General features: G+C 36.3%; 17 protein-coding genes. 9 read left to right on the top strand and 8 right to left on the bottom strand.

The genetic code is table 11. The features are described 5' to 3' along the window. Positions 1 to 6: 6 nt before the first annotated feature. From OGZ34_RS16910 to OGZ34_RS16880, 7 genes are all read left to right on the top strand, one after another. On the top strand, positions 7 to 1,542 hold the full coding sequence (locus OGZ34_RS16910) for a RagB/SusD family nutrient uptake outer membrane protein (protein ID WP_263361011.1): 1,536 nt from the start codon (positions 7 to 9) through the stop codon (positions 1,540 to 1,542). A gap of 297 nt (positions 1,543 to 1,839) precedes the next feature. Then, the gene (locus OGZ34_RS16905) at positions 1,840 to 3,669 is read left to right on the top strand and encodes an alkaline phosphatase (RefSeq protein ID WP_263361010.1); all 1,830 of its coding nucleotides are present in this window, start codon (positions 1,840 to 1,842) and stop codon (positions 3,667 to 3,669) included. A 388-nt stretch (positions 3,670 to 4,057) separates the two neighbouring features. Next, positions 4,058 to 4,579, top strand: coding sequence for an RNA polymerase sigma factor (locus OGZ34_RS16900; protein ID WP_263361009.1), 522 nt, complete (start codon positions 4,058 to 4,060; stop codon positions 4,577 to 4,579). A gap of 46 nt (positions 4,580 to 4,625) precedes the next feature. After that, a complete protein-coding gene (locus tag OGZ34_RS16895; RefSeq protein WP_173964165.1) occupies positions 4,626 to 4,835 on the top strand; it encodes a hypothetical protein in 210 nt (69 codons plus the stop codon). Positions 4,836 to 4,847: 12 nt separating this feature from the next. After that, positions 4,848 to 5,690, top strand: coding sequence for a FecR family protein (locus OGZ34_RS16890; protein WP_263361008.1), 843 nt, complete (start codon positions 4,848 to 4,850; stop codon positions 5,688 to 5,690). Positions 5,691 to 6,078: 388 nt separating this feature from the next. Beyond that, the gene (locus tag OGZ34_RS16885; RefSeq protein ID WP_263361007.1) at positions 6,079 to 8,691 is read left to right on the top strand and encodes a TonB-dependent receptor; all 2,613 of its coding nucleotides are present in this window, start codon (positions 6,079 to 6,081) and stop codon (positions 8,689 to 8,691) included. Positions 8,692 to 8,696: 5 nt separating this feature from the next. After that, entirely contained in the window at positions 8,697 to 9,566 is an 870-nt protein-coding gene (locus OGZ34_RS16880; protein ID WP_263361006.1) for a DUF4249 domain-containing protein, read from the top strand. Between the two features lie 136 nt (positions 9,567 to 9,702). Here OGZ34_RS16880 and OGZ34_RS16875 read toward each other — a convergent pair whose 3' ends face one another. The 8 genes from OGZ34_RS16875 to OGZ34_RS16840 all read right to left on the bottom strand — a co-directional run bounded on the left by OGZ34_RS16875 (position 9,703) and on the right by OGZ34_RS16840 (position 19,915). After that, positions 9,703 to 10,137 (bottom strand): META domain-containing protein, encoded by a 435-nt coding sequence (locus OGZ34_RS16875; RefSeq protein WP_263361005.1) that lies wholly within the window; start codon positions 10,135 to 10,137, stop codon positions 9,703 to 9,705. A gap of 145 nt (positions 10,138 to 10,282) precedes the next feature. Further along, complete coding sequence (locus OGZ34_RS16870; RefSeq protein WP_263361004.1) at positions 10,283 to 10,948, bottom strand: porin family protein; 666 nt, start codon at positions 10,946 to 10,948, stop codon at positions 10,283 to 10,285. A 14-nt stretch (positions 10,949 to 10,962) separates the two neighbouring features. Next, complete coding sequence (locus OGZ34_RS16865) at positions 10,963 to 12,255, bottom strand: TolC family protein (RefSeq protein ID WP_263361003.1); 1,293 nt, start codon at positions 12,253 to 12,255, stop codon at positions 10,963 to 10,965. An 11-nt stretch (positions 12,256 to 12,266) separates the two neighbouring features. After that, the gene (locus tag OGZ34_RS16860; RefSeq protein WP_263361002.1) at positions 12,267 to 15,380 is read right to left on the bottom strand and encodes an efflux RND transporter permease subunit; all 3,114 of its coding nucleotides are present in this window, start codon (positions 15,378 to 15,380) and stop codon (positions 12,267 to 12,269) included. Between the two features lie 8 nt (positions 15,381 to 15,388). Next, positions 15,389 to 16,582 carry an efflux RND transporter periplasmic adaptor subunit gene (locus OGZ34_RS16855; protein ID WP_263361001.1) on the bottom strand — a complete coding sequence of 398 codons (1,194 nt, stop codon included), beginning with the start codon at positions 16,580 to 16,582 and terminating at the stop codon, positions 15,389 to 15,391. A gap of 434 nt (positions 16,583 to 17,016) precedes the next feature. Beyond that, on the bottom strand, positions 17,017 to 18,384 hold the full coding sequence (locus tag OGZ34_RS16850) for an ATP-binding protein (RefSeq protein ID WP_263361000.1): 1,368 nt from the start codon (positions 18,382 to 18,384) through the stop codon (positions 17,017 to 17,019). Next, complete coding sequence (locus tag OGZ34_RS16845) at positions 18,381 to 19,064, bottom strand: response regulator transcription factor (RefSeq protein WP_263360999.1); 684 nt, start codon at positions 19,062 to 19,064, stop codon at positions 18,381 to 18,383. Before OGZ34_RS16845 ends, OGZ34_RS16850 begins: the two co-directional genes overlap by 4 nt. Positions 19,065 to 19,129: 65 nt before the next feature. Then, positions 19,130 to 19,915: a hypothetical protein gene (locus tag OGZ34_RS16840; RefSeq protein ID WP_263360998.1), complete on the bottom strand. Its 786-nt coding sequence runs from the start codon at positions 19,913 to 19,915 to the stop codon at positions 19,130 to 19,132. Positions 19,916 to 20,441: 526 nt separating this feature from the next. Here OGZ34_RS16840 and OGZ34_RS16835 point away from each other — a divergent pair. After that, a complete protein-coding gene (locus tag OGZ34_RS16835; RefSeq protein WP_263360997.1) occupies positions 20,442 to 21,077 on the top strand; it encodes a hypothetical protein in 636 nt (211 codons plus the stop codon). A 214-nt stretch (positions 21,078 to 21,291) separates the two neighbouring features. Continuing rightward, complete coding sequence (locus OGZ34_RS16830) at positions 21,292 to 21,738, top strand: hypothetical protein (RefSeq protein WP_173964152.1); 447 nt, start codon at positions 21,292 to 21,294, stop codon at positions 21,736 to 21,738. Positions 21,739 to 22,142 lie beyond the last annotated feature (404 nt).

Below are 22,142 nucleotides of genomic sequence, written 5' to 3'. Positions count from 1 at the left end.
AATAAAATGAAAAAATTAAGTCTTTTAGTATTGAGTTTTATGCTTTTAATAGGCAGCTCGGCTTGTGAAAATGAACTTGATTTAGTGCCTCAGGGAGCACCTTCAAGTGGTAATTTCTGGAAAACACCTGCCGATGCAAAAGCAGGAGTAAATGCAATCTATGCCCTTTATTCTGATGACAATATGTACGGTCGTGGATTTTTCTGGCTCAACAATGCAAGTGATGACATTGGGACCAAGCCAAGGCAAAATGCAGAACGAATCAAGAACTTTATTGTAGACGGAGCAGAGTCGGATACCAAAGACATTTGGAGACTGCATTATGAAGTAATGAAACGTTGCAACGATGTGATTCGTAACATTCCGAAGATTTCTTTAGACGATAAAACAAAAAATATGATGTTGGGAGAGGCTTATTTTAATCATGCCGTAATGCACCTGGAATTAGCCTATCACTACGGAGACGAACGTGCCGGAATTCCGATTCAGGACAGAGACAATCCAACCAATGTATATGTACCACGTGCTAAAAACGTAGCCGAAAACTATGCTTACATCGCCGCAGATTTGGTGAAAGCAGCCGATTTACTGCCTTATTTTAATGAGCTGACTACAGACAATTACGGACGTGCCCATAAAACAGCCGCATGGGCTTATTTAGTGCGTACCTACTTGTATGCAAAAGACTGGGACAATGCTATTAAGTATGCGAATTTGATTGTGAACAGCGGAAAACACAAGTTACTGGATAATTTTGAAGATGTTTTTAAAATTAAAAACAACTGGTCATCAGAATACATCTGGTCTGTAACTTCCAGTGCCGAAAATACAAGTCTGGGCTCTATTTTTCCGGGAGTATGCCTTGAAGATAAAGGCTGGGGTGTTTACAATGGCTGGGGAAATTTTTATCCTACCAAGGAGTTATTTGATACCTATGATCCGGCAGATAAAAGACGTAGTGCGACCATTTTACAAAAAGGAGATAAGTTTATGTATTTTGGTGAATTAGTGACTTTTAATGAAGGAAAATATATAGTAAGTTCAAGTAACAGAACCGGTTATCAGTTTAAAAAATACATGGAGCCGTTTGGTTACCCAAAAACAACTTCGGGCGGAATTGACATTCGTTATGTAAATGCAAACGGAGATAAGCCTTCAACTGCTTTAAATGTTCCCCTTTTGCGTTATGCTGATGTAATCTTAATGCTGGCAGAAGCAAAATTAATGAAAGGACTGAGCGCTGATACTGAAATAAACATGATTAGAAATCGTGCTGGTTTACCAAGTATCGGAGGAGCAACCTTAACCGATCTGAAAAGAGAAAGACGTTGTGAATTGGCTGGAGAATGGACAGACCGTCATTTTGATTTAGTACGCTGGGGCGACGCTCAGGCAACCTATGCAAAACCTTTACACCATTATAACGGAACGGTGATTTATCCCGCCCGTAATTTTAACCCTGCTATTCACCATGTGTGGCCAATACCACCGGATGAGATTGCAGTGAGCAAAGGAGCCCTTTTCCAGAATAAGGGTTGGTAGTTAGTAGTTTCATTTTGTTTGTTTTTTTTACGCTGCAAGCTTAGTTGTGAAGCTTGCAGTAGTAAAAAAACAAATGATTTTTAACCCGCTAGGTTTATTTTTTTTTTATAAATAACACATAGATACATCGATTTTAGTTGAAAAAAGAGAACAAAAAACAAATATATTTCTTTCACATAGTAAAATATGTGTATTAAAATGGAGTGAAATGTCTTTTTTAGGAATACAGTATCCATGTAACTATGTGTTGAAATAAATTAAACCCAATGGGGTAATTTTTATATAAAGTATATTTCCATGAAAAAAACAATAATCCTTTTGTGCCTTCATTTTTTTCTGTTTGCACAAGCTCAGGAATACAGTTCTGTCAATATTCATTCGCACAATGATTACGCAGGTAAATTACCATTTTATGAAGCCTACTCCAATGAAGCAGGTGTTATCGAAGCCGATGTTTTTCTGGTAAATAACGAGCTGTCTGTCGCACATACTTCAGAAGAGATCAAGACCTACAACACACTGCGAAGTCTTTATTTAGACCCTTTGTCGAAAAAGCTAAAAACCTTAGACGGCAAAGCATACCCTGACAGCAAACCTTTAATTTTGATGATCGACATCAAGTCAGAAGCAGCGGCAACTCTTAAAGCGATTGTTCAGCAGTTAAAAACGTATCCGGAGCTGATTTCGAATAAAAATCTAAAAATAGTCATTTCAGGAAGCAGACCTTCACCGCCAAGTTGGAAAGAGTATCCTGACTTTATCTATTTTGACGGAAGGCTGAATGAAAATTATACCACAGAGCAATTGTCACGTGTAGAAATGATTAGCGATGATTTAAAAGAACACACTGTTTGGAACGGTAAAGGCGTGATGACGCAGGCTGATTTAGAAAAAATACAAGCTATCATTAAAAAAGTTCACGATCAGAATAAAAAAATACGATTTTGGTCGACACAAGATAATGTAAACACCTGGATGACTTTAATGAATCTAAAAGTCGATTATATTGGAACTGATAATGTGCCGGCACTGACGCAATTCATTCAGAGAATAAAAACTACTTTTTATCAGAATACTGAATTCCATGAGGCCTATGTACCAAGGAATGCAGCTTTGTTTTCTAAAAACAAAAGACCTAAAAATATAATTTTGCTGATTGGTGACGGAATGGGACTTACTCAGATTTATGCGGGATATACAGCCAATAAAGGGCAGTTGAGTCTTTTTAATATACCAACTCAGGGGTTGTCGATCACTAAATCGTCAGACAGTTATATTACCGATTCGGCCGCGGGTGCTACGGCAATGGCAACCGGGCATAAAACCAACAACCGCTTTATTAGTGTCGACGAAAATGGAAAAGCGCTGGAATTAATCACACAGCAACTGGCGAAGAAAAAGTACAAAACAGCCATTATTTCTGCCGGAAATATTACAGATGCTACTCCGGCCGCTTATTATGCACACCAGCCTGAAAGAAGTTTTAGCGAACCAATTGCAGCAGATTTTATCACAAACCCTTCCGATATTCTGATTGGAGGAGGAGCAAAAGAATTTAAAAACAGAAAAGACGGTAAGGACCTGTCTAAGGTATTGGAGAAGAAAGGATATACTTTTTCAGATCAGTTTAAAACTCTGGACACTATTAAAAATAACCGATTTGTGGTTTTAGAAGATGCTGCAGTAGTTTCGATGAAAGAGGGTAGAGGTGATTTTTTAAGTAAGTCTTTATCAAAGACGACAACTGTTTTTTCAAAAACAAAGAATCCATTTTTCATAATGGCCGAAGGAGCACAAATTGACTACGGCGGGCATAAAAATGATCTGGAGTATGTGGTTCGTGAAATGCTTGATTTTGATAAACTGGTTGGTCAGGCCATGGAATTTGTAGATCAGAATCAGGAAACGCTTTTAATTGTAACGGCAGATCACGAAACCGGAGGACTCTCCTTAATTGATGGCAGTATTGCAAAAGGATATGTACAGGGAAGTTTCAGTACCAACGACCATACAGCAGTACCAGTTCCGGTTTTTGCTTACGGACCCGGTGCTTCGAATTTCATGGGAGTGTATCAAAACACAGAAATTTATACCAAAATACTCGAAGCGCTTTTTGCGAAGCAGTAGACATCATTTAATTTTATTCTTTAAAATAAGCAGTAACGATTTTTTTGTTACTGCTTTTGTTTTGTAATAAGTGTCTTAAATACTTTTAAATAAATGAGATGTTTTTAGAAAAAACTGTTTTTGAAAAAGCGGCAAATGGCTTTATTTTAGTGGGGTTCTAAAGTTTATAAATAAATTAAATAAGAAAAATAGGATTAAATATAGCTGTGTAAAATTGTGAATTTTTTAGGATTAATTTCATTTTCTGTTAAAAACTTTTACAAGAAAATTTCTGTTCTTTGTAGCTTAAGATTGGTTAAGAAAAAGACTAAGGAAGTCTTAGGTGATTCGCTTTCGAGCACAATATTATTTTAGACATCGAGTTTAGACTAATTATCATATTTGCGTTATGGACAACAGGAAGTTTATATTAAGTTTAAAAAAAGGTAATGAAGCCACTTTCAAAGAAGCTTATCTCAATTACTATGATAAACTGATAAACATAGCCAAACGCTTTAACTTTACAGTACTTACCCCACAAGATTTTGTTCAGGAAACATTCTTACGATTGTATAATAAAAGAGAATTGCTTCACGAAGATGTTTTATTAGACAAACAAATATTTGTCATCTGCAAGAACATCATCCTTAATCATCTCAACAGAGAAAATAAAATAGTACAGCTCGATCCGTTGCATGTGGTAATCGAGGAGGAAGATAATGATACTGAAATTTTTGAGGAAAGAGAGGAAAAGCTAAATAGTTTTATAAATCTGCTTCCGGAACAGCAACAAAAAATTTATACCTTACATAAACTGGAAAACCTTAGCTATAAGGAGATTGCAGCCTTGACGGATCTTTCTGAAAAGACTATAGCTAATCATATTTATCTTGCCAGTAAATTTATTCGAAAAAAAGTCGAAAACCATTAGGAACTTTTTTGTTCTCGTTTGTTATCTATAAAAATGGGAACATAAAATGAATATTGAAACTTATAAAACGGACGTTACAACTAAAGAAGATGCAAGATTTGTTGTAACGCTTCTTCAATTTGTTATTTCTGATTGTATCATGAATTTTGATGTAGAAGATACAAATCATATTCTGAGAATCGAAACCAACAGGGAGATTAAAGAAATGGTTTACGGTGTTTTTAATAAGCAGGGATTTTATTGTCAGAAACTTTAACGCTCCAAAGATATGAATGATAAAAAAGTAGAAGAAGAATTAAAAAAGATCTGGGATGATATTCCTATTTCGCATTCCAACGAGGAGAAAGAAGCTTCGTGGGAAGCGTTTCAATCTAAAACCTTCGCTTCGAAGCAATCGAAATTTAAAGTATGGCATTATGCCACAGCGGCAGCTGTTTTACTTTTCGGGTTTATTGGTTCAGGGTTGTTCTTTAATAGAAATCAGGACCAATCAGAAGTTAAATTGGCTTCGAACGTAATTGAAAATACCACTTCAATTGTAAAAACAGTTTTTTTACCGGACAGTTCGAAGGTAGAGTTAAGTCCTAATTCTAAAATTGAGTATGCTAATAATTTTACAACCAATCGTAAAATTGAAATTAAAGGAGAGGCGTACTTTCATGTAAAGAAAGATAAAAAACACCCTTTTCAGGTTTTTTGCAATGAAACCACAACCACTGTTTTAGGAACTTCTTTTTTAGTAAAAGGATATACACAGAAAGAGGTAACGGTGGAGCTTTTTGAAGGAAGCGTTGAAATGAGTGTGAAAGATCAGGACAAAAAATGGATACTGGTTCCGGGTGAAAAGTTTACCTATGCCAACAATACGGTTGAGGTAACAGAGTTTGAAAGATTTACCGATTTTGAAAATGAAAAGCTAACGGTTTTAACTACCTACATTAAAACCAATTACGGCTACACGATGACATTTCCAAAGGAGTATTATGAGCAGCGCATCACATTGAGAATTAATAAGAAAGAAGATTTAAAAATAATTATCCAACTCATATCCGAAATGTATAACCTAAATTTTGAAATAAATGAAAAATTAAAAGAAGTTACTTTTCAATAGAAAAGAAAAAGGATGCACTAGCCGCGAAACTAAACATCCTTCTCATGGTCAGGATAATAGGAAACTATCCTGTTTAATAATATTCAAAAATACAAAATTTTATGAAACATATAATTTCAGCCTGTTTTTGTTATACGTTAAAATTTCCGCAGGAGTACTATGACCATCGTATTACAATGCGAATTAATAAAAAAGAAGATTTTAAAAAACTTATCCAATTAATATCCGAAATGTATAACCTAAACTTTGAAATAAATGAAGAATTAAAAGTAATTACTTTTCAATAGAAAAGAAAAAGGATGCACTAGCCGCGAAACTAAACATCCTCCTCATGGTCAAGATAGTACGAAACTATCTCATTTAATAATTTTCAAAAATACAAAAATTCATGAAGCATATAATTTCAGCATGCTTTTTTTTATTCAGTTGGGCGGTGTTTTCTCAAAATGTAACCGTAACTGTTGATAAATCAGTAACCTTAAAAGAATTCTTTAAGCAAATTGAAAGCCAAACCGATTTCAAGTTTGCCCACACGGATCAGATTAATACCGGTCAAAAGTATTTTACTCAAACCAGGACTTACAAAAATATCAGCGTAAAAGAACTTGTCAATGAACTTAATAAGAGCGCATCGGTTCAGTTCTCCATCGTAGGTAATAATATTTTTGTAAAGCAAAAAGTAACCAAAGCACCTAAAAAAAAAAATAAGCTGACCGGTCAGGTCTTTGATGAAAACAAAGAACCGGTTATTGGTGCGAATATATTTATCAAAGAGCTTTCTACTGGCGCTACAACCGATGCAGATGGAAAATTTGCGATAGAAGTAGATAAAGGAAATTATACCGTATTAATTACATATCTCGGCCTAAAAAACAAAGAGAAACAAATTGAAGTTGCTGACGATTCAAGAATCAATTTTTACATGGACGCCGATAGTCACGAACTCGAGCAGGTAGTCATCACCTCCAATAAAGCGGTTGATGTTAAAAATACTCAGATGAGTGTGAACAAACTTTCGATGGCCGAGATTAAAAGAATTCCGGTTGCTATGGGGGAAGCAGATCCTTTAAAATCGATATTGACATTACCGGGAGTAACCAACGCCGGAGAACTTTCATCTGGTTTTAATGTGCGTGGAGGAGCGGCCGATCAGAACTTGATTTTGATAGATGGAGGTCCGGTTTACGCTGATTCACACATGTTTGGGTTTTTCTCTATTTTTAATGCCGATATTGTAAATGGGTTAGATTTATACAAGGGAGGAATTCCTTCTAAATATGGAGGACGTGTTTCTTCTGTTTTAGATATTTCACAGCAAACCGGAGACTATGAAGAGTACAAAGTAAATGGAGGGATTGGTTTAATCTCGAGCCGTTTATTGGTACAGGGACCTATTCAGAAAGAAAAAGGATCTTTCATCATTGCAGGACGTGCTTCGTATGCTCACGTATTTATGAAACTGACTGATAACAAGAACTCCGCTATGTTTTATGATTTGAATGCTAAGTTTAATTATCGTTTTGGAGCCAACAATACGCTGTCTTTTTCGGGATATTTCGGAAACGATGTTTTTGATTTGAACAATCTTTTTGACAGTACCTACGGAAATACGATGGGGATCTTAAGCTGGAAACACAAGTTTTCGGAGAATTTAAATACCAATTTGTCTGTTTACTTCAGTGATTATAAATTTAATCTGGGATTAGAAAGAGAAGGTTTTAAATGGAATAATAACATTCAGACTTATGGTTTTAAATATGGCTGGAGTCAGACTTTATCAGAAAAATTAAAACTTAACTACGGAATAGACGGCCAGTATTATGATTTTAACCCAGGAACAGCGAAGCCTACTACTGCGGGTTCACAGTTTAATTACAAGCAGTTGGCTAAAAAGTATGCTTTTGAATCTGCTGTTTATCTGGACTTCGAACATCAGCTAACTGAAAAACTGAACCTTCGTTACGGTCTTCGTTATAGTATGTTTTACCGTTTAGGAGGGGAGGAAATAAGTACTTATGAGGATGGAAAGGCAGTAGTTTTTAATCCATTGTATAAAATTTATGAAAATGGAACTCCAACAGGAAGTATATCTTATAAAAGTGGAGCGACCATAAGTAAGTTTGATAATTTCGAACCACGTGTCGCATTATCATACGCCTTTGATGAAAATACATCAGTAAAGGCAAGTTATAATCGAATGGCGCAATACATTCACATGCTATCCAATACCCAGTTTCCATTGCCAACGACGATCTGGACACCAAGCGGACCTTTTACAAAACCTCAGTTGTTAGATCAATATGCCGTTGGTTATTTTAAGAATTTTAAGGATAAGGAATATTCTTTTGAAGGAGAGTTATTCTACAAGAAAATTCAAAATCGTATTGACTATATTGACGGAGCAAATATCCTGGCAAATGACAATATAGAACAGGTGATTTTGAATGGTAGAGCCAGATCATACGGTATGGAGTTAATGTTGAGAAAAAATACAGGAAGATTGACCGGATGGGTTTCTTATACTTTGTCGAGAGCTGAACAAAAAACACCTGGCAGGACGCCCGAAGAATCTGGAATCGCAAATGGCGGATGGTATTTATCAGGATATGACAAACTGCACAATTTAAGTATTGTGGGGAATTATGAATACAATAAAAAATGGTCTTTTAATGCCAACTTTAGCTTACAGTCGGGCCAGCCGGTAACGTATGCCAATGGGTATTATGAATTTGGAGGTATTAACATTCCAAACTTCTCATTAAGGAATGAAAACAGGCTTCCACTTTTCCATCACCTGGATGTGGCAGCCACGTATACGCCAAAGCCGGATAAAAAGAAAGGATGGCAGAGTTATTGGGTATTTAGTCTTTATAATATTTATAATCGACAAAATGCGGCTTCAATGACCTTTAGAACAAATGATGATACAGGAGCGAATGAAACCAGAAGACTTTCTATTTTTGGAATAGTACCAGGTGTTTCTTATAATTTTAAATTTTAATGAATATGCAAAGGATAGATATAAAAACTTTTAAAAAGAAAGTAATAGCTATTTTAAGTCTGGTTTTGGTGCTGTTTTTCTCATCTTGTGAAGACGTGGTAAAACTTGATTTAGAAACCGGTGAAACAAGAATTGTGGTAGATGCCGAAATTATCTGGAAAAAAGGAACAACGGGAAGCGAACAAGTCATAAAGGTCAGCAAAACGGCTCCTTATTACAACAATACCACGCCAAAAGTTTCGGGAGCGAAAGTAAAAATCACGAATAGTAAGGGCGATATTTTCATTTTTAATGAAAAAGAACCAGGTTTTTATGTATGTACTAATTTCGTGCCTGTTATCAACATGGATTATGCACTTTCTGTTGAGGCAGAAGGACAGAGTTTCACAGCAACAGAAAAGTTGATTTCAGTAACTCCAATTGACAGAATAGAGCAGAAACTTGTTCCGGATGTAGGAGGAGATGACCTGTATGAAATAGGGTTTTTCTTTAAAGATCCGATTGATCAGGTAAATTTTTATCTGACAGATTATAAAACTGATGTTCTTATTTTTCCGACCTACACTTTATTGGACGATGAATTGTTTAATGGAAATGAAATAAATCCACGATTTTCTGACACCAAATTGAAACCGGGGAAAAGTGTTGCGGTTATAAATCGTGGTGTTTCTAAGAATTTTTATAATTATATGAGCTTGCTTTTAGAGATATATGGAGGTAGTCCTTTTTCTATTCCCCCTGGAAATATCCGAGGCAATATTATAAATACTACGAATGCCAATAATTTTGCTTTTGGTTATTTCAGGCTTTGCGAAGCAGATACCTTTACCTATGTTGTAAAAGAGAACGATAACATTGTCTATCCGAGCAAGTAAGATTTTAATTGAAGGTTGATTTGTAACGGCATCTGGCATATAAATATTTATGTCAGATGTTTTTTTATGAATATGGGATACAAAAAATGGACTTGTAAGAAAGTCCATTTTTTGTTTTATTTTGAGAGTAGTAAAATTACTTCGCCACTTTTTTAAAGCGCATCATTGGAACATCATTCAGTAACAAGTTCAGTTTATCATCTTTATCAATAGAATAGGTGTTGATTTTTCTAATCATTTCGGTAAAAGTTTGCTCCCCGCCGCCTTCGCAGAACATCATTGTTGTAGGGCCTTGTTCTCCAAAGCTGATGGTTTGTCCTTTTAAAGTATAAGGAGCGCTGTAGCCATTACATCCTGCGTTTCCGGATACCTGACCCGTACTTTGATCAAACTTTATAAAAGGTTTTTTGTCAGGATACAAGCCTTCAAAAGCAATACGAGGACCGGAAATGTATTCCAGTTCCCAGGTTGTGTCATAAAGAGCGGTACTTTGCGTGGTATTTTTTGTGCAGTTGCAAGAAGTGAAAACTAAGGCAACAGCTGCCAACATTAGGGTGAAGTATTTTTTCATAGGAAAAGTTTTAGAATATAAAATTAACAAGTTTTAGGTTATGATGATCGTTTTTCTAAGAGATCTTAATGGAAGTTTTTAAAATATTGAATCATTCTAAATTTGTAAATTCGTTGTTTAAGAATTTTATCTTTGAGAGCTGAAATCATCGCTTTTTAAAATTATAACCCAGTGTTATTAAAAAATTCTCGTTGTAAATTTTCCATTGCGGGATAGTGGCTGCATTTTCGATAAGAGGAACAAAACCGTGTAGATACCTTGCGCCAAGAGTAAAACCGTTCGGAAACTCATACGTTAAACCGGTTACAAAACCCGCATCCATTTTCTGGCTGTAGCTATTCGAAGCTTTCCCCGTTCCGTAAAATGCGGTATCCGTATATAAATTTCCATCGGCATCTTTGCGCTGCACAGAGGCGTTCAGTAAAAAACCGATGTAAGGCCCCACATAAACTTGTAAGCCTTTGTAGTAAAAAGCAGGACTAATGGGAAATAAATCAATATATTGGCGTTTTAGCCTGCTGGTGAATCCTCCGTTTATGGTATCTGCGATTTGTAGAGCTGTTTGTTTTCTGCTGTAAAATAATTCGTGTTTTAAACCGAAATATGGGGAAATTTTATTGTCTAAAGTGATTCCGATTGTCAGGCCGTTCAAACTTTTTGAAGCCCCGTTATTAGACAGACTGTCTATATCTTTTCCTTTTAGTAATGACCAGTTTGTACCGGCGCTGATACCAAAAGTAATGCCTTCCTGTTGTGCGCTCATTTGCATCGTGAAAAGGAATATCAGGCAAATTGTATATGTTTTTTTCATGATTTCTTCTTGTTTTAAAAATTAATATCCCAAATCCCAGCCGCTTTTTCAAGTTCTACTAAAGAGGCTGCATAACGATATAATGTTTCATAGTAGTTGAGCTGGGTCTCATTGTAAGTATGCTGGGCATTTAAGACATCAAGTAGAGTAGTTTCTCCACGTTTGTAACTGTATATTTTTCCATTGAGTAATTTTTCGGCATCGGTTAATAGACCCGTATTAAACTGACGAACCTGTTTTTGTGCCGTTACATAGACAAACCATGCTTTTTTAACTTCTGTCTGAACCTGCAACTCTGTTTGTTTGTATAATACATCAGACTGAAGCAATCCGTATTCAGCTGCTTTTAGTTCTCCCTTATTTTGGTTTGAGAATTTTAAGGGAATGGTTATACCAGCTGATACAGCATTTGTTGATGGAGTAGGAGCCACAACATTACTCACAACCGATGTGTTTTGCATGCCAAAGTGTATTCCCAAATCTAAAACTCTATTAGCTTTTGTTAGTTTTAGAATATCTTGTGAGACATTTTTATTCTGTAGAGCAGCTAGTAAATCAGCACGATTGTTTTGAGCAGTAATCACGAGCTCACTTAAACCAAAAGCACGATCAAATTTGTTTAAATCACCATAAGGAGAATTTAGACTATCCTTTTTTTGCTCTCCAATAAAAGCTCCTAATTCCAGTAAAGAGTTTTTCCAATCGGCTTCACTTTGATATACCTCATTTAACATCGAATTAGCACCAAGTTTACTTTGACGGGCATCAATTTCGGCAATACTTCCGAGCTTAAACCGAATACTGTCAGTAGCAGCGATATTCTTTAGAATATGGTAAGAGTTTAATTGTACCAAAAGAATTTCTTTTTGTTTTAAGCTCGTTAGAAAACTTAAGGTAGCATCTGCACGTAAGTTTCGAAAGTAATCTTCCAGTAAGGTTTTAGATAGTTCCGCTGTGCTTTTTGCTACATTTATGCGTGCTTTTCGTTTTCCGCCAAGTTCGAGCGTCCAGCTAAGTTCTGATGAAAAACCGTAACCCATTTGCATTCGCCGCTGGCCATTATCATTAGCTCCTATAGCCAGTTCCGGATCGGGGAAAACTTTTGAAGCCAGCACATTAGCTTCTGCGATATTTACATTAAATTTTTGAGCAGTAAACTCTAGATTTTTTTTACTGACTAAGGCGAGAAAATCAGTGTAATTCATCTTTATTTTTGTGAAAGTAGTGTCAATCTGAGCATTTGATACTGCCGAAATATTTAGCAGTATCAATATAATTCCCCAGTTTTGTATGTTCTTCTTAATCATAAGGGTTCATTTTATGGATTATTGATTTCATTTTGCAGGTGCTCTTTTGGGAGATCAAATTTTTTCTCGATCAAATAATAAAGTGAGGGTAAAGCAAAAAGTGTTAGAACGGTAGAAAATAGTAGTCCGTAAACGATAACCGTTGCTAATGGTCTTTGCACGTCACTGCCTATTCCTGTGGCTAATGAAGCGGGCAATAAACCTAGTATTGCGACAGTAGCCGTCATTAAAACAGGACGGAAGCGTTGTTTAGCGCCAGTGATTACGGCTTCGAGTAATGCTATTCCGTTTTTACGAAGCTGACTAATGTGTGAAATCATAATAACTCCATTTTGTATTGCAACACCAAATAAAGCGATAAAACCTACTGCTGAGGATACATTGAGCGTCATCCCGCGGACAGTAAGGGCTAACATGCCACCAAATAATGCCAATGGAACAATACTCATTAACAGTCCTGCCTGACGAAATTTTCCAAACGCACCGTATAGCAGCACAAACATTAAGGCTAATGCAAGAGGGAGAATAATGGCTAAATGACTATAAGCTCGTTCCTGATTTTCGAATTGTCCTCCCCATTTTAGTTTAAATTTTGCGTGGTTGTATTTTACTTTTTCTTCAATTTTAGATTGTGCTTCCTTTAAGAAAGAACTTAAATCGGCTCCTCTTAAATTCAGGCGAACCGTTAGATGGCGCTTGTTCATTTCACGGGCAATGGTACTTTCACCGGTATTAAGTTTGATATCGCATACTTGTGACAACGGGATTTTGACACCTTCGGAATTGGTGAGCATCAGGTTGCTTATTTTTTCAGGATCATTTCGGCTTTCTTCGTTATAGCGTGCGGTAATGTCATATACTTTATTGCCGACAAAAATTTGCGAAATGGCTTTTCCACCCATAGCCACTTCTATTAATTCCGAAACAGCATCGATATTTAATCCGTATTGCGCTATTTTCTGGCGGTCTGCAATTATTTGTACCTGAGGCAATGGCGGTTCCTGATCGATAGCAAGATCGACGGCACCTTTTACCTCCTGAAGGGTTTTAATGACATCTTCCGCAATTCGTCTGGTTTCTTTATAATCCTCGCCATATATTTTTACCACCAGTTCACTGTGAGCACCTGAGATTTTGTCCATCACCCCGTCGATCATGGGTTGCGAAAAACCAATATTGTAGCCCGGCATAGTAGCATATTCGGCGGATAATTCTTTTATTAAATCCTCTTTTGTTTTTCCTGATTTCCATTGCTTGTAGGGTTTTAGGCCCACGCTGCATTCGTAATGCGAAGGCGTCCAGGCATCAGTCCCGTCATCATTACGACCTGCCTGTACCATCATGTAGGTTACTTCTTCGTGTTTTAAAGTACGATGACGTAGTGTGTCGCTCATTTCCTTCGATTTTTCTAAAGTAATACCGGGAGGTAAGGTCACCTGCAGCCAGATCGATCCTTCATCCAATGGTGGTAAAAAATCTTTTCCGACCACGGCAGTAAGTATAAAAGCGAGAACTAATACTGCAATCAGAGGTGTAAATACTTTTTTAGGGACCAGCATGATTTTCTGTATGCGATGATGGTAAGCACTGGTTAGTTTTTCCAGCCATTTGTTATGATACATTTTTTGTGGCTTGCGATAGATGAAATAAGCCAATCCGGGTATCAGCAGTAAAGCAACCAATAAAGCACCAAAAAGCGCATATCCTACTGTAAAAGCCATAGGAGTGAATAATTTTTTCTCTACACGCTCAAATGCAAACAATGGCAAATACGCTGTTATGATAATCAGAGTGGCAAAAAAGATGGGACGTGCCACACTTTTTACACTGCTGGCAATATTATTTTCGGTGAGTTCTTCACCTTCGTTATCTTCCCGTTTTTTTAGAATGGTTTCCATCATTACAATGGCTCCATCGACAATAATACCAAAATCAATTGCTCCAAGAGAAAGTAAATTGGCAGGAATATGAGTGAATTTCATCAGAATAAAAGCAATCAAAAGCGAAATAGGAATGGTAATAGCAACCAATAAAGCACCTCTCCAACTGCCCAGAAAAACAATTAAAACAATAATTACGAGTACCATTCCTTCCAACAATGTATGAGAGACAGTAGTAAGTGTTGTTTCTACCAGACTAGTGCGGTCGAGAAAAGCGTGGATTTTAACACCTTCAGGAAGGTAATTTTTATTGAGGTCGTCCACTGCTTCGTTGACCCCTTTTAATACCACAGAGGGGTTTTGGTTTTTGAGCAGCAATACAATTCCTTCGATATTGTCCGAATAGTCAACTCCGCGTTTGTCGGTGTACCCTAAAGCTCCTTTACGTTCCAGATTACCATATTTTAACTTTCCGATATCACTCAAATAAATAGAGACTCCATTTACCGATTTTACAACAATGCGTCCAATATCTTCCAGATTTTTTACCAAACCGATTCCGCGTACCACATACGACTGGTCTCCGCGATCGATAACACTTCCTCCTGTATTTGCATTATTTTTTTCGATGGTTTCCGTTACTTCACTTAAGGATAAACTATATTGCTCAAGTTTAGCGGGATCGAGTTCAACCTGATATTGTGTTGTGATTCCTCCAAAATTAGTGACATCAGCCACTCCTGATACCTGTTTGATACGCGGAATAATGGTGTACTCCTGTAGTTCGCTCAGCTCTCTTAGTTCGTGGTTGCTGCTTTCAATAATATAACGGTAAATTTCGCCTGTAGGAGAGGTTAGTGGGTCTAAACCCGGAACAGCACCATAAGGCAGTTGGACATCATTTAAACGCTCTTGAATTCTGGTGCGGGCAAAATAATCTTCGATACCGTCTTCAAAAACGATCGTTACCATTGATAAACCAAAAGTACTTTTGCTTCGCATTACATGTAAGCCAGGTAAACCGTTTATGGCTCGTTCTATCGGAATGGTGATTTGCTGCTCAACTTCTTCCGCTGCCAGACCCGGAACCTGCGTTACGACTTGTGAGGTGACATCGCCGATATCAGGATAAGCCTCAACAGAAAGTTGCTTCCAGGAATAATATCCAAACAAAGAAAGAAGTAAGAATAATGCCAGTATTAACCAGCGTTTTGCTATTGTTGTTTCAAATATATTTTGTTTCATAAAGTCATTTATTTCGCTTCAAGGAGATAAAAAGCTCCTTCACTGATAATTGTTTCATTTGATTTTAATCCTGAGAGCACGGCTATTTTTCCATTTTGCGATATTCCGGTCTCGATGTGACGACGGACGTATTTGCCCGGCTCTGATTGAACAAAGACGAAGCTTTTGTTATTGATTTGTAATACTGCTTTGGCGGGTATGAACAAGGTATTCATGGGCTTGTCTGTAAATTTTACAGAGACAAACATTCCCGGTTTAAGGATATGATCGGTATTGTTGCAGGCTATTAACACCTGTACGCTTCGGGTATCCTCATCTATTATTTCGTCGACATGATAGATTTTCCCTGAAATTTTTGTGTTCGGATAAGCGCCGGAACTGATTTCGGCCCCTTGTAGTTCTTGCAAAAAATGAATGTCTTTTTCTTTAATCTGGCCGGCAACCCATACTTTTTTGAGATCAGCAACTTTAGCTTTCGGTCCGGCATCTTCTTTTAAATACTGTCCCAATACCAGTTCATTGGTGATCACTTCACCGGCAATGGGTGAGGTGATGACTAAGGGCTGACCGAAAACCAGTTTGTTTGTGTTTACTCCAAAAATTTTAAGACTGGCAATTGCATTTTGATATTCTTTTTCACTGATTTCGAAGTTGGTTTCGGCTTCTTCGAGATCTTTCTGGGAACCAACACCGTGAGTTTTTAAGTCTTTTTGCCGTTTTAACGAGAGTCTGGCAACCTCATACCCCGATTTGGCCTGGAAGAAGTTTTTCTGAGCTGTTGTAAAATCAGGAGAAACCATTTCAAATAAAGGTGTCCCGGGCAATGTTTTCATTCCCAGTTTTGCATGAACTTTGGTAATCCTTCCGGAAAACGGAGGAGCAATTTCGGCATACGAATTTGGAATTGCTTTGACAGTTCCGGCAGTTTGTAATTCGAACTGATAGGGCTCATTTTTAACGGTTTGGAACTTTAGTTTGAAGGCAATATTTGATTTTTGCGGAATCAGGACCGTATCTCCTTTTAAAGAAAAGTTTTCAACCTCTTTTTTTTCGGTTTTGTTCTGGCAGGCCACTAACATTGAAGCGGCCGTTATAGCGAGTAAGAGGTTTTTACATTCGGGATTTCGAGGATAGATTTTTGATAGTTGAAGCCTGAAAAGTTTTGTAGTGTTTAATGTCATGTCATTTTGATTTTTACGCATTAATTAAATTTTGTGGTTCGCTATAGGTACAGCATGACCGCAGAAAATTTGGGAACAGTAGTATTGGTAGGGGTAACACATCGTGTGCTACAGCAACAAATCATGATCCTTAAATCTGGCGCAAAATTAGACAGGCATTCCCGAAAGAGCCATTAGAGACCTTTTAGAAAAAAATTAGAATTCTATTAGAAAATAGGGCAAACCCGCTTTTGGATTTTAGAAAATAACCGGGTAAAATAAAGAGAATGTATCGCTTTTTGGAGTACGTATAGGAAGAAAAAACAAGCTGACACTTCTTTAAGTTGAGAATGAAGTGGTTTGTGTTAAGGTGTTGAAATAGAGTAGTTCTGTGTAATGGTCTAATTTGGCTTGTCATGCTTTTTTATGACGACTGTTTGACCCTGCTTAACAGAAGGTATCGAATTGAAAGAATGCTATTGTAAGTTGAAGGTTACCGTAAAAGTTGTTCCCTGATTTTTTTTGGAAGCAACGGTGATACCCCCTTTGTGGAGCAGAATGATTTTCCTTGTTAAGGAAAGACCAATACCATTTCCATCGGCGTGCGTTTTATTGGAACCTCTGTAAAATGGAGTAAAAATAAGCTCCAGTTCTTCCGGTAAAATACCAATTCCATTGTCCGAAAAACGAAGTTCTATTGTATTGCTGAGAAAGGAAATGGAGACCATGCTTTGCTGATCGGCAGAAAATTTACAGCCATTTTCAAATAAATTGGCAAAAGCAACTTTTAAGAGATATTCGTTTCCATGGATGGAAATCTGACTGTCCTCTTCAAAATCGTTCTCAAAGTGGATGGTAATGTTATAGTCCGGATTTGACTTTTGAACTTGTTGGCGGGCATCTAACAGCACTTCATCAATACGAAGCTGTTTAAAAGCAATTTCCGAAGGATCGTAATTGGCTTTCGCAAGATCGAGTAAACTGTTGGAGAGTTTGGCCAGTTTTTTGGCATCCTGTAAAGTGTTTTGAATGACCATTTTATATTCGTTGTTATTGCGTTCTTTATGGGTTGAGAGTTCTAATTCGGCAATAATTGCAGAAAGCGGTGTTCGTAGTTCGTGTGAAATGTTTGAAACAAATTGTTTCTGAGAGTCGAAGGAATTTTCGAGACGGTTTAGCATTTTATTGAACGTAGTAGCCAGTTCGGTAATTTCATCTTTGTTTTTGGAAGTGTCCAGTCGCAGATCAAGATTTGTAGCCGAAATGGTTTTGGCTTTGTTGGTCATTTTAACAATAGGTTCAAACGCTTTTTTCGAAAAAAAACGACCGGCAACGTACAGCAACAAAATCGATAAGATAAAAACAATGATGCAGGTCTCAAGGAGGTTGTAGAATTTGATGTATCCAAATCCGTCGTATGCAGCGGCAGTAATAATGTATTCTTTTCCCTGGAATCGATAGGTCATGCCTATAACTTGCCAATCTTTTTGATAAAATTTTATTTCGCCTTTACGGGCAATTTCATTAATCATTGACTTGGTTTCTTTGACCACATCAATCTCAACAGCATCATGATAGAGTAATTGGAAAGCAGGGGTATAGATGGCTACTTCAACCTCGTTTAAGGTGGCTCTGTTGTTTTTGTAAATATCCTGTAGTGTTTTACTGTCGACTTCAGCATTCAAAAATAAATTGGCTTTGGTGATCGCCTCTTTCTTTAACAATGCATAGAATTCTTTTTCTCTGTTTTCTTTTGCCGAAATCAAAATAATAGCAGCAAACACTAATAGAATAGTGGCCGTGACAAGGGTAAATAATAGGGTTAGTCGGGTTCTTGTTTTCATTCTGTTTTCAAAATAAATCCCATCCCCGATTTTGTATGAATGAGTTTTTTATCGTAATCCCTGTCAATTTTTTTCCTCAGATAGTTGATATAGACATCAATAAAATTGGTGCCGGTATCAAAATGAGTATCCCACACTTTTTCGGCTATTTCTACTCGGGAAAGCACCCGTTCGGGATTTTGGAGCATATACTCTAAAAGTTTAAACTCTTTTGGAGTAAGGCTTATTTCAGTTTGATTTCTTCTGATACTTTTGGTTTGCAGGTTCATTTCAAGTTCGTCATACTTCAAAATAAACCCAGTGGTATGGATTGAATTACTACCGCTTCTTTTTAGCAAAGCTCTGATACGAACTAACAGTTCCCTCATTTCAAAGGGTTTTGTGAGATAGTCATCGGCTCCCGCATCAAAACCTTCCACTTTATCATCTGTTGAGCCCAAAGCAGTTAACATAATGATAGGAAGATCAGGTTTTATCAAACGTATCTCTTTACACAAATCAAGCCCGTCCATTTTGGGGAGGATGATATCGGTAATAACCAGATCGAAAGGATTCTGCAACATCAGTTTTTTCGCAGAGAGACCATCATAAGCCACTGTAGGGAAAAATCCATGTTCAGTAAGTCCCCGCTGAATCAACTCAGCCACTCTTTGGTCGTCTTCTACTACTAAAATTTTCATCTCTACAAAGTTATACGATTGAATGTAGAATGGAAAAAAAAATAGTGACTAATTAAAGATGGGGTTTAAACTCTTCTGGGATCTCCTTTTAGATACGTTTTGCTATATTTAAAATACTCGGTTGAAGTTCTTTCTCCCGCTTTGCCGTCAATTCTTAGGACGCTTCCAGCACTATTTAGCAGTTTTTGTAATTCTGTTGCTTCGCTGGTAACCGTTCCCGAGTAATAGCTTGTTTTATTTCCCTGAAGTAGTATGCGCTCTACGATGTGGGGATTGGGAAGTGTAATCAAATGCTGCTCCATCATACGTCGCAATAAAACGGCAGCGCCACATTGTTTAGAAACTGCGTTTGGATCATACTTACCATCCTGAACATATTTACCTTTGATATAATGGTTGGAATAACTCCATAAATAAGGTGAATTAATTCCTTGTTTGTAATAACCTAAGCCATTAAACAATTCCAGTCTGTAGAGAATTCCCGAGATACTCCAATCGGTCCATGAGTTTAGTTTGTCATAGATTAAAGCATCATTAGCGCTGAATTCCCATGTAAATGGCGGATTTCCGGCTTTTGGAAGTCCCGCGGGAATGTGAACCGTACGCTTGGTAAGCGGATCACCGTTGTGAAGATGAGTGTCAAACCTTAAACTTCCTTCCATACAATGTATAATTGAGATGACATACCAGGGAATATTTAAGGGATTACCCACAGATTGATATCTGGTTTTATTCGAGACTATTTTTGCTACTAGTGTATCAATTTCAGGATACTTAGCTTCTTTTATGATACAGGAAGAAAATAATTTTTCGTAATTGCTTTTTTTGTCTGGAGGTACTGTTGTTGCCATGATAGTTTGTTATAATTTATGAATTGGTTCTGTTTTATTTTCAAAATGAAGTACTTCTAAAAAAAATCATTTTTCTATCTTCCGGAATAGTATGATCTTGGATGATAGTTAGAGGGGGTAAGTTTGGATAATGTAAAATTAGTTAAAAAATGGATTAGTGGTTTTAACTGGTTTTAAAACAGGTATTTATACGGTTTTATTGAAGGGTAGATTTTGTTTAATAGAAGCAGGTTAATTGTGGAATAGAGATTTTCGATACAAAAAAACGCGATTAGATATTCATTGGTTCTAACAGATTACCATCGTATTTAATTGATTTAAAATCACGGAAAGTCAAAACAATTATGCAAAAACAGGGTAAGCTTTTGGTTAACATTGTCGTAACTATTTTAAAAGGATTTACTTAGTGTGTCCTTAACATTTTTTGATAAAACTTAAGAACAAGTATGAGTTGATTTTTATAGATTTGTAGAATCAATTATATTCCCAAAAATGAATTGGGGAGCAATTACAAAACTTTAAGACAATGAAAGCTGTTACTTCAATATTTTTATTTTTAATGTTTGTCAGTTCAACTTCTTATTCACAATTAAGTTCAGATAAAATATTCGAAAGTTTTAAGCAGGGAGAACGCACCAATTGTTCATCGATTGCTTTTATTAAAGCCTCTTTAAATGTTTATGGGTTAGACAATCTTTTTGTAAATGAGAAAATGGAGGATAACTCACATAAAATCATTTTAAAAAATAATGCATCATTCAATCTGAAAGAAGAAGAAATAAATAAAGCCACAATATCTGCTGGTTTTATCTATATAAAAGACAATTGTGAAAGCGAAAAAATAACAGATTATGCAATATTGACCTACGCTGTAATGGCAAAATACAAGCAAATTATAGATAAGATATCAACTTTTGATGAAGCATTGGAGGATTTGGAAGATGGTTCAGTATATACTCCAACCATTTACAAATATTTAGGGTTTAAAGAAGGCAAACAAGTGTTAAAGTTAAAGCGACAATCGGGAAGTGAATTTTGTGGAGTTGTTGCCTGGTCTACGGCACATGCCGTTTTTGTTTGTGAAGATTTTATGGATTATTACGGAAATAAAAAAAGTATCTGGATAAAGTATCCGGGACGTTTTAGGGTAATTAAATCGTAAGCGACCGGAAGAATTTCTGTAAAATTTTTTAGTTTTTTTTTAATATGATGAATTGTTATAGCCGTAAAATGTGCTCTCCAGCACCTCAGAATTGTCCTATAGATTGATATAATGCAAATTGTTAATTTTTTTTTAAAAAAAGGAATCATTAAAGTTGCCGCTTAAGTTAAATTGTATACTTTTGTTTTCCTCAACAACCAATTACATTAATAAAATGAAAAATAGTATTATTTTAGTAAGTTTCTTTTTCTTTCTGGCAACTGGTGCTATTTCAGCACAGGCAAAGAATGCTCCAAGAAGTATAATCAGTACAACAGCCATTATCCGCAAATACCATGATCAAAAAGAATTGAGTGGTATGCAAAAAGGAGAACTTTTGGAATTATACATTGAGCGTATTAAAGTTTTAGTAAAAACACTTCCTTACATCGCTTTGGTTACAAAACCTGGAGTAACGATGTCTGACTTAGGTATTCCGGACGATAGTGAACACAAAAAAGTATTAGACGGTCAAGCCGAAGGAACAACAATATTTTTGGATACAACGGTAGATTTTCAGAGAAAAATGATGCCTTATTCAGATAAAGGGAATTTAATTGCTGCAATTTTATTTTACGAAAGCACATTGAAGTCATTACACGAGTTTAACGACATAAACTAATGTAAAATAGGGATTCATTCCACAAAAAAATAGAAACCTCCAAAGTCATTTGATTTTGGAGGTTTTTTTGTTTAAAATAATTCTATGAAAATTTGGAACTTCTGTCTTAATCAAATTTTCACTTCGTATTGTGTTGTTTTTTTAACGATTTAAGGCGCGGTCTGTGTTTCCTGCTAATAATCGGTTAGTGTCTTTGAATCTGTTATGAAATTTCATCCTAGTTTAATATGGCTTGCAGTTTCAACTGCAGGGAGAGTAGTAATGTATACTATTTCTATTATCAAAACCAGAGGCAATGCTTGATGCAAATATTTGGTTAGTGTTTTTGAATCTGTTTTGAAAATACATCCTATTTAATATAACACACAGTTTCAACTACGGGGTAAGTTGTACTTTATTTTCTC

It is taken from the genome of Flavobacterium collinsii, assembly GCF_946903285.1.
Lineage (GTDB): Bacteria > Bacteroidota > Bacteroidia > Flavobacteriales > Flavobacteriaceae > Flavobacterium > Flavobacterium collinsii.
The sequence above is the reverse complement of the archived record's forward strand: the minus strand, read 5'-3'. Positions and strand labels throughout refer to the sequence as shown.

Bases quoted from the DNA above. Each gene is read 5' to 3' on its own strand.
- OGZ34_RS16890 (WP_263361008.1), top strand. From the start codon at position 4,848: ATGAATGATAAAAAAGTAGAAGAAGAATTAAAAAAGATCTGGGATGAT.
- OGZ34_RS16870 (WP_263361004.1), bottom strand. From the start codon at position 10,948: ATGAAAAAAACATATACAATTTGCCTGATATTCCTTTTCACGATGCAA.
- OGZ34_RS16905 (WP_263361010.1), top strand. From the start codon at position 1,840: ATGAAAAAAACAATAATCCTTTTGTGCCTTCATTTTTTTCTGTTTGCA.
- OGZ34_RS16855 (WP_263361001.1), bottom strand. From the start codon at position 16,582: ATGCGTAAAAATCAAAATGACATGACATTAAACACTACAAAACTTTTC.
- OGZ34_RS16850 (WP_263361000.1), bottom strand. From the start codon at position 18,384: ATGAAAACAAGAACCCGACTAACCCTATTATTTACCCTTGTCACGGCC.
- OGZ34_RS16845 (WP_263360999.1), bottom strand. From the start codon at position 19,064: ATGAAAATTTTAGTAGTAGAAGACGACCAAAGAGTGGCTGAGTTGATT.
- OGZ34_RS16900 (WP_263361009.1), top strand. From the start codon at position 4,058: ATGGACAACAGGAAGTTTATATTAAGTTTAAAAAAAGGTAATGAAGCC.
- OGZ34_RS16880 (WP_263361006.1), top strand. From the start codon at position 8,697: ATGCAAAGGATAGATATAAAAACTTTTAAAAAGAAAGTAATAGCTATT.
- OGZ34_RS16840 (WP_263360998.1), bottom strand. From the start codon at position 19,915: ATGGCAACAACAGTACCTCCAGACAAAAAAAGCAATTACGAAAAATTA.
- OGZ34_RS16885 (WP_263361007.1), top strand. From the start codon at position 6,079: ATGAAGCATATAATTTCAGCATGCTTTTTTTTATTCAGTTGGGCGGTG.
- OGZ34_RS16860 (WP_263361002.1), bottom strand. From the start codon at position 15,380: ATGAAACAAAATATATTTGAAACAACAATAGCAAAACGCTGGTTAATA.
- OGZ34_RS16895 (WP_173964165.1), top strand. From the start codon at position 4,626: ATGAATATTGAAACTTATAAAACGGACGTTACAACTAAAGAAGATGCA.
- OGZ34_RS16830 (WP_173964152.1), top strand. From the start codon at position 21,292: ATGAAAAATAGTATTATTTTAGTAAGTTTCTTTTTCTTTCTGGCAACT.
- OGZ34_RS16865 (WP_263361003.1), bottom strand. From the start codon at position 12,255: ATGATTAAGAAGAACATACAAAACTGGGGAATTATATTGATACTGCTA.
- OGZ34_RS16875 (WP_263361005.1), bottom strand. From the start codon at position 10,137: ATGAAAAAATACTTCACCCTAATGTTGGCAGCTGTTGCCTTAGTTTTC.
- OGZ34_RS16910 (WP_263361011.1), top strand. From the start codon at position 7: ATGAAAAAATTAAGTCTTTTAGTATTGAGTTTTATGCTTTTAATAGGC.
- OGZ34_RS16835 (WP_263360997.1), top strand. From the start codon at position 20,442: ATGAAAGCTGTTACTTCAATATTTTTATTTTTAATGTTTGTCAGTTCA.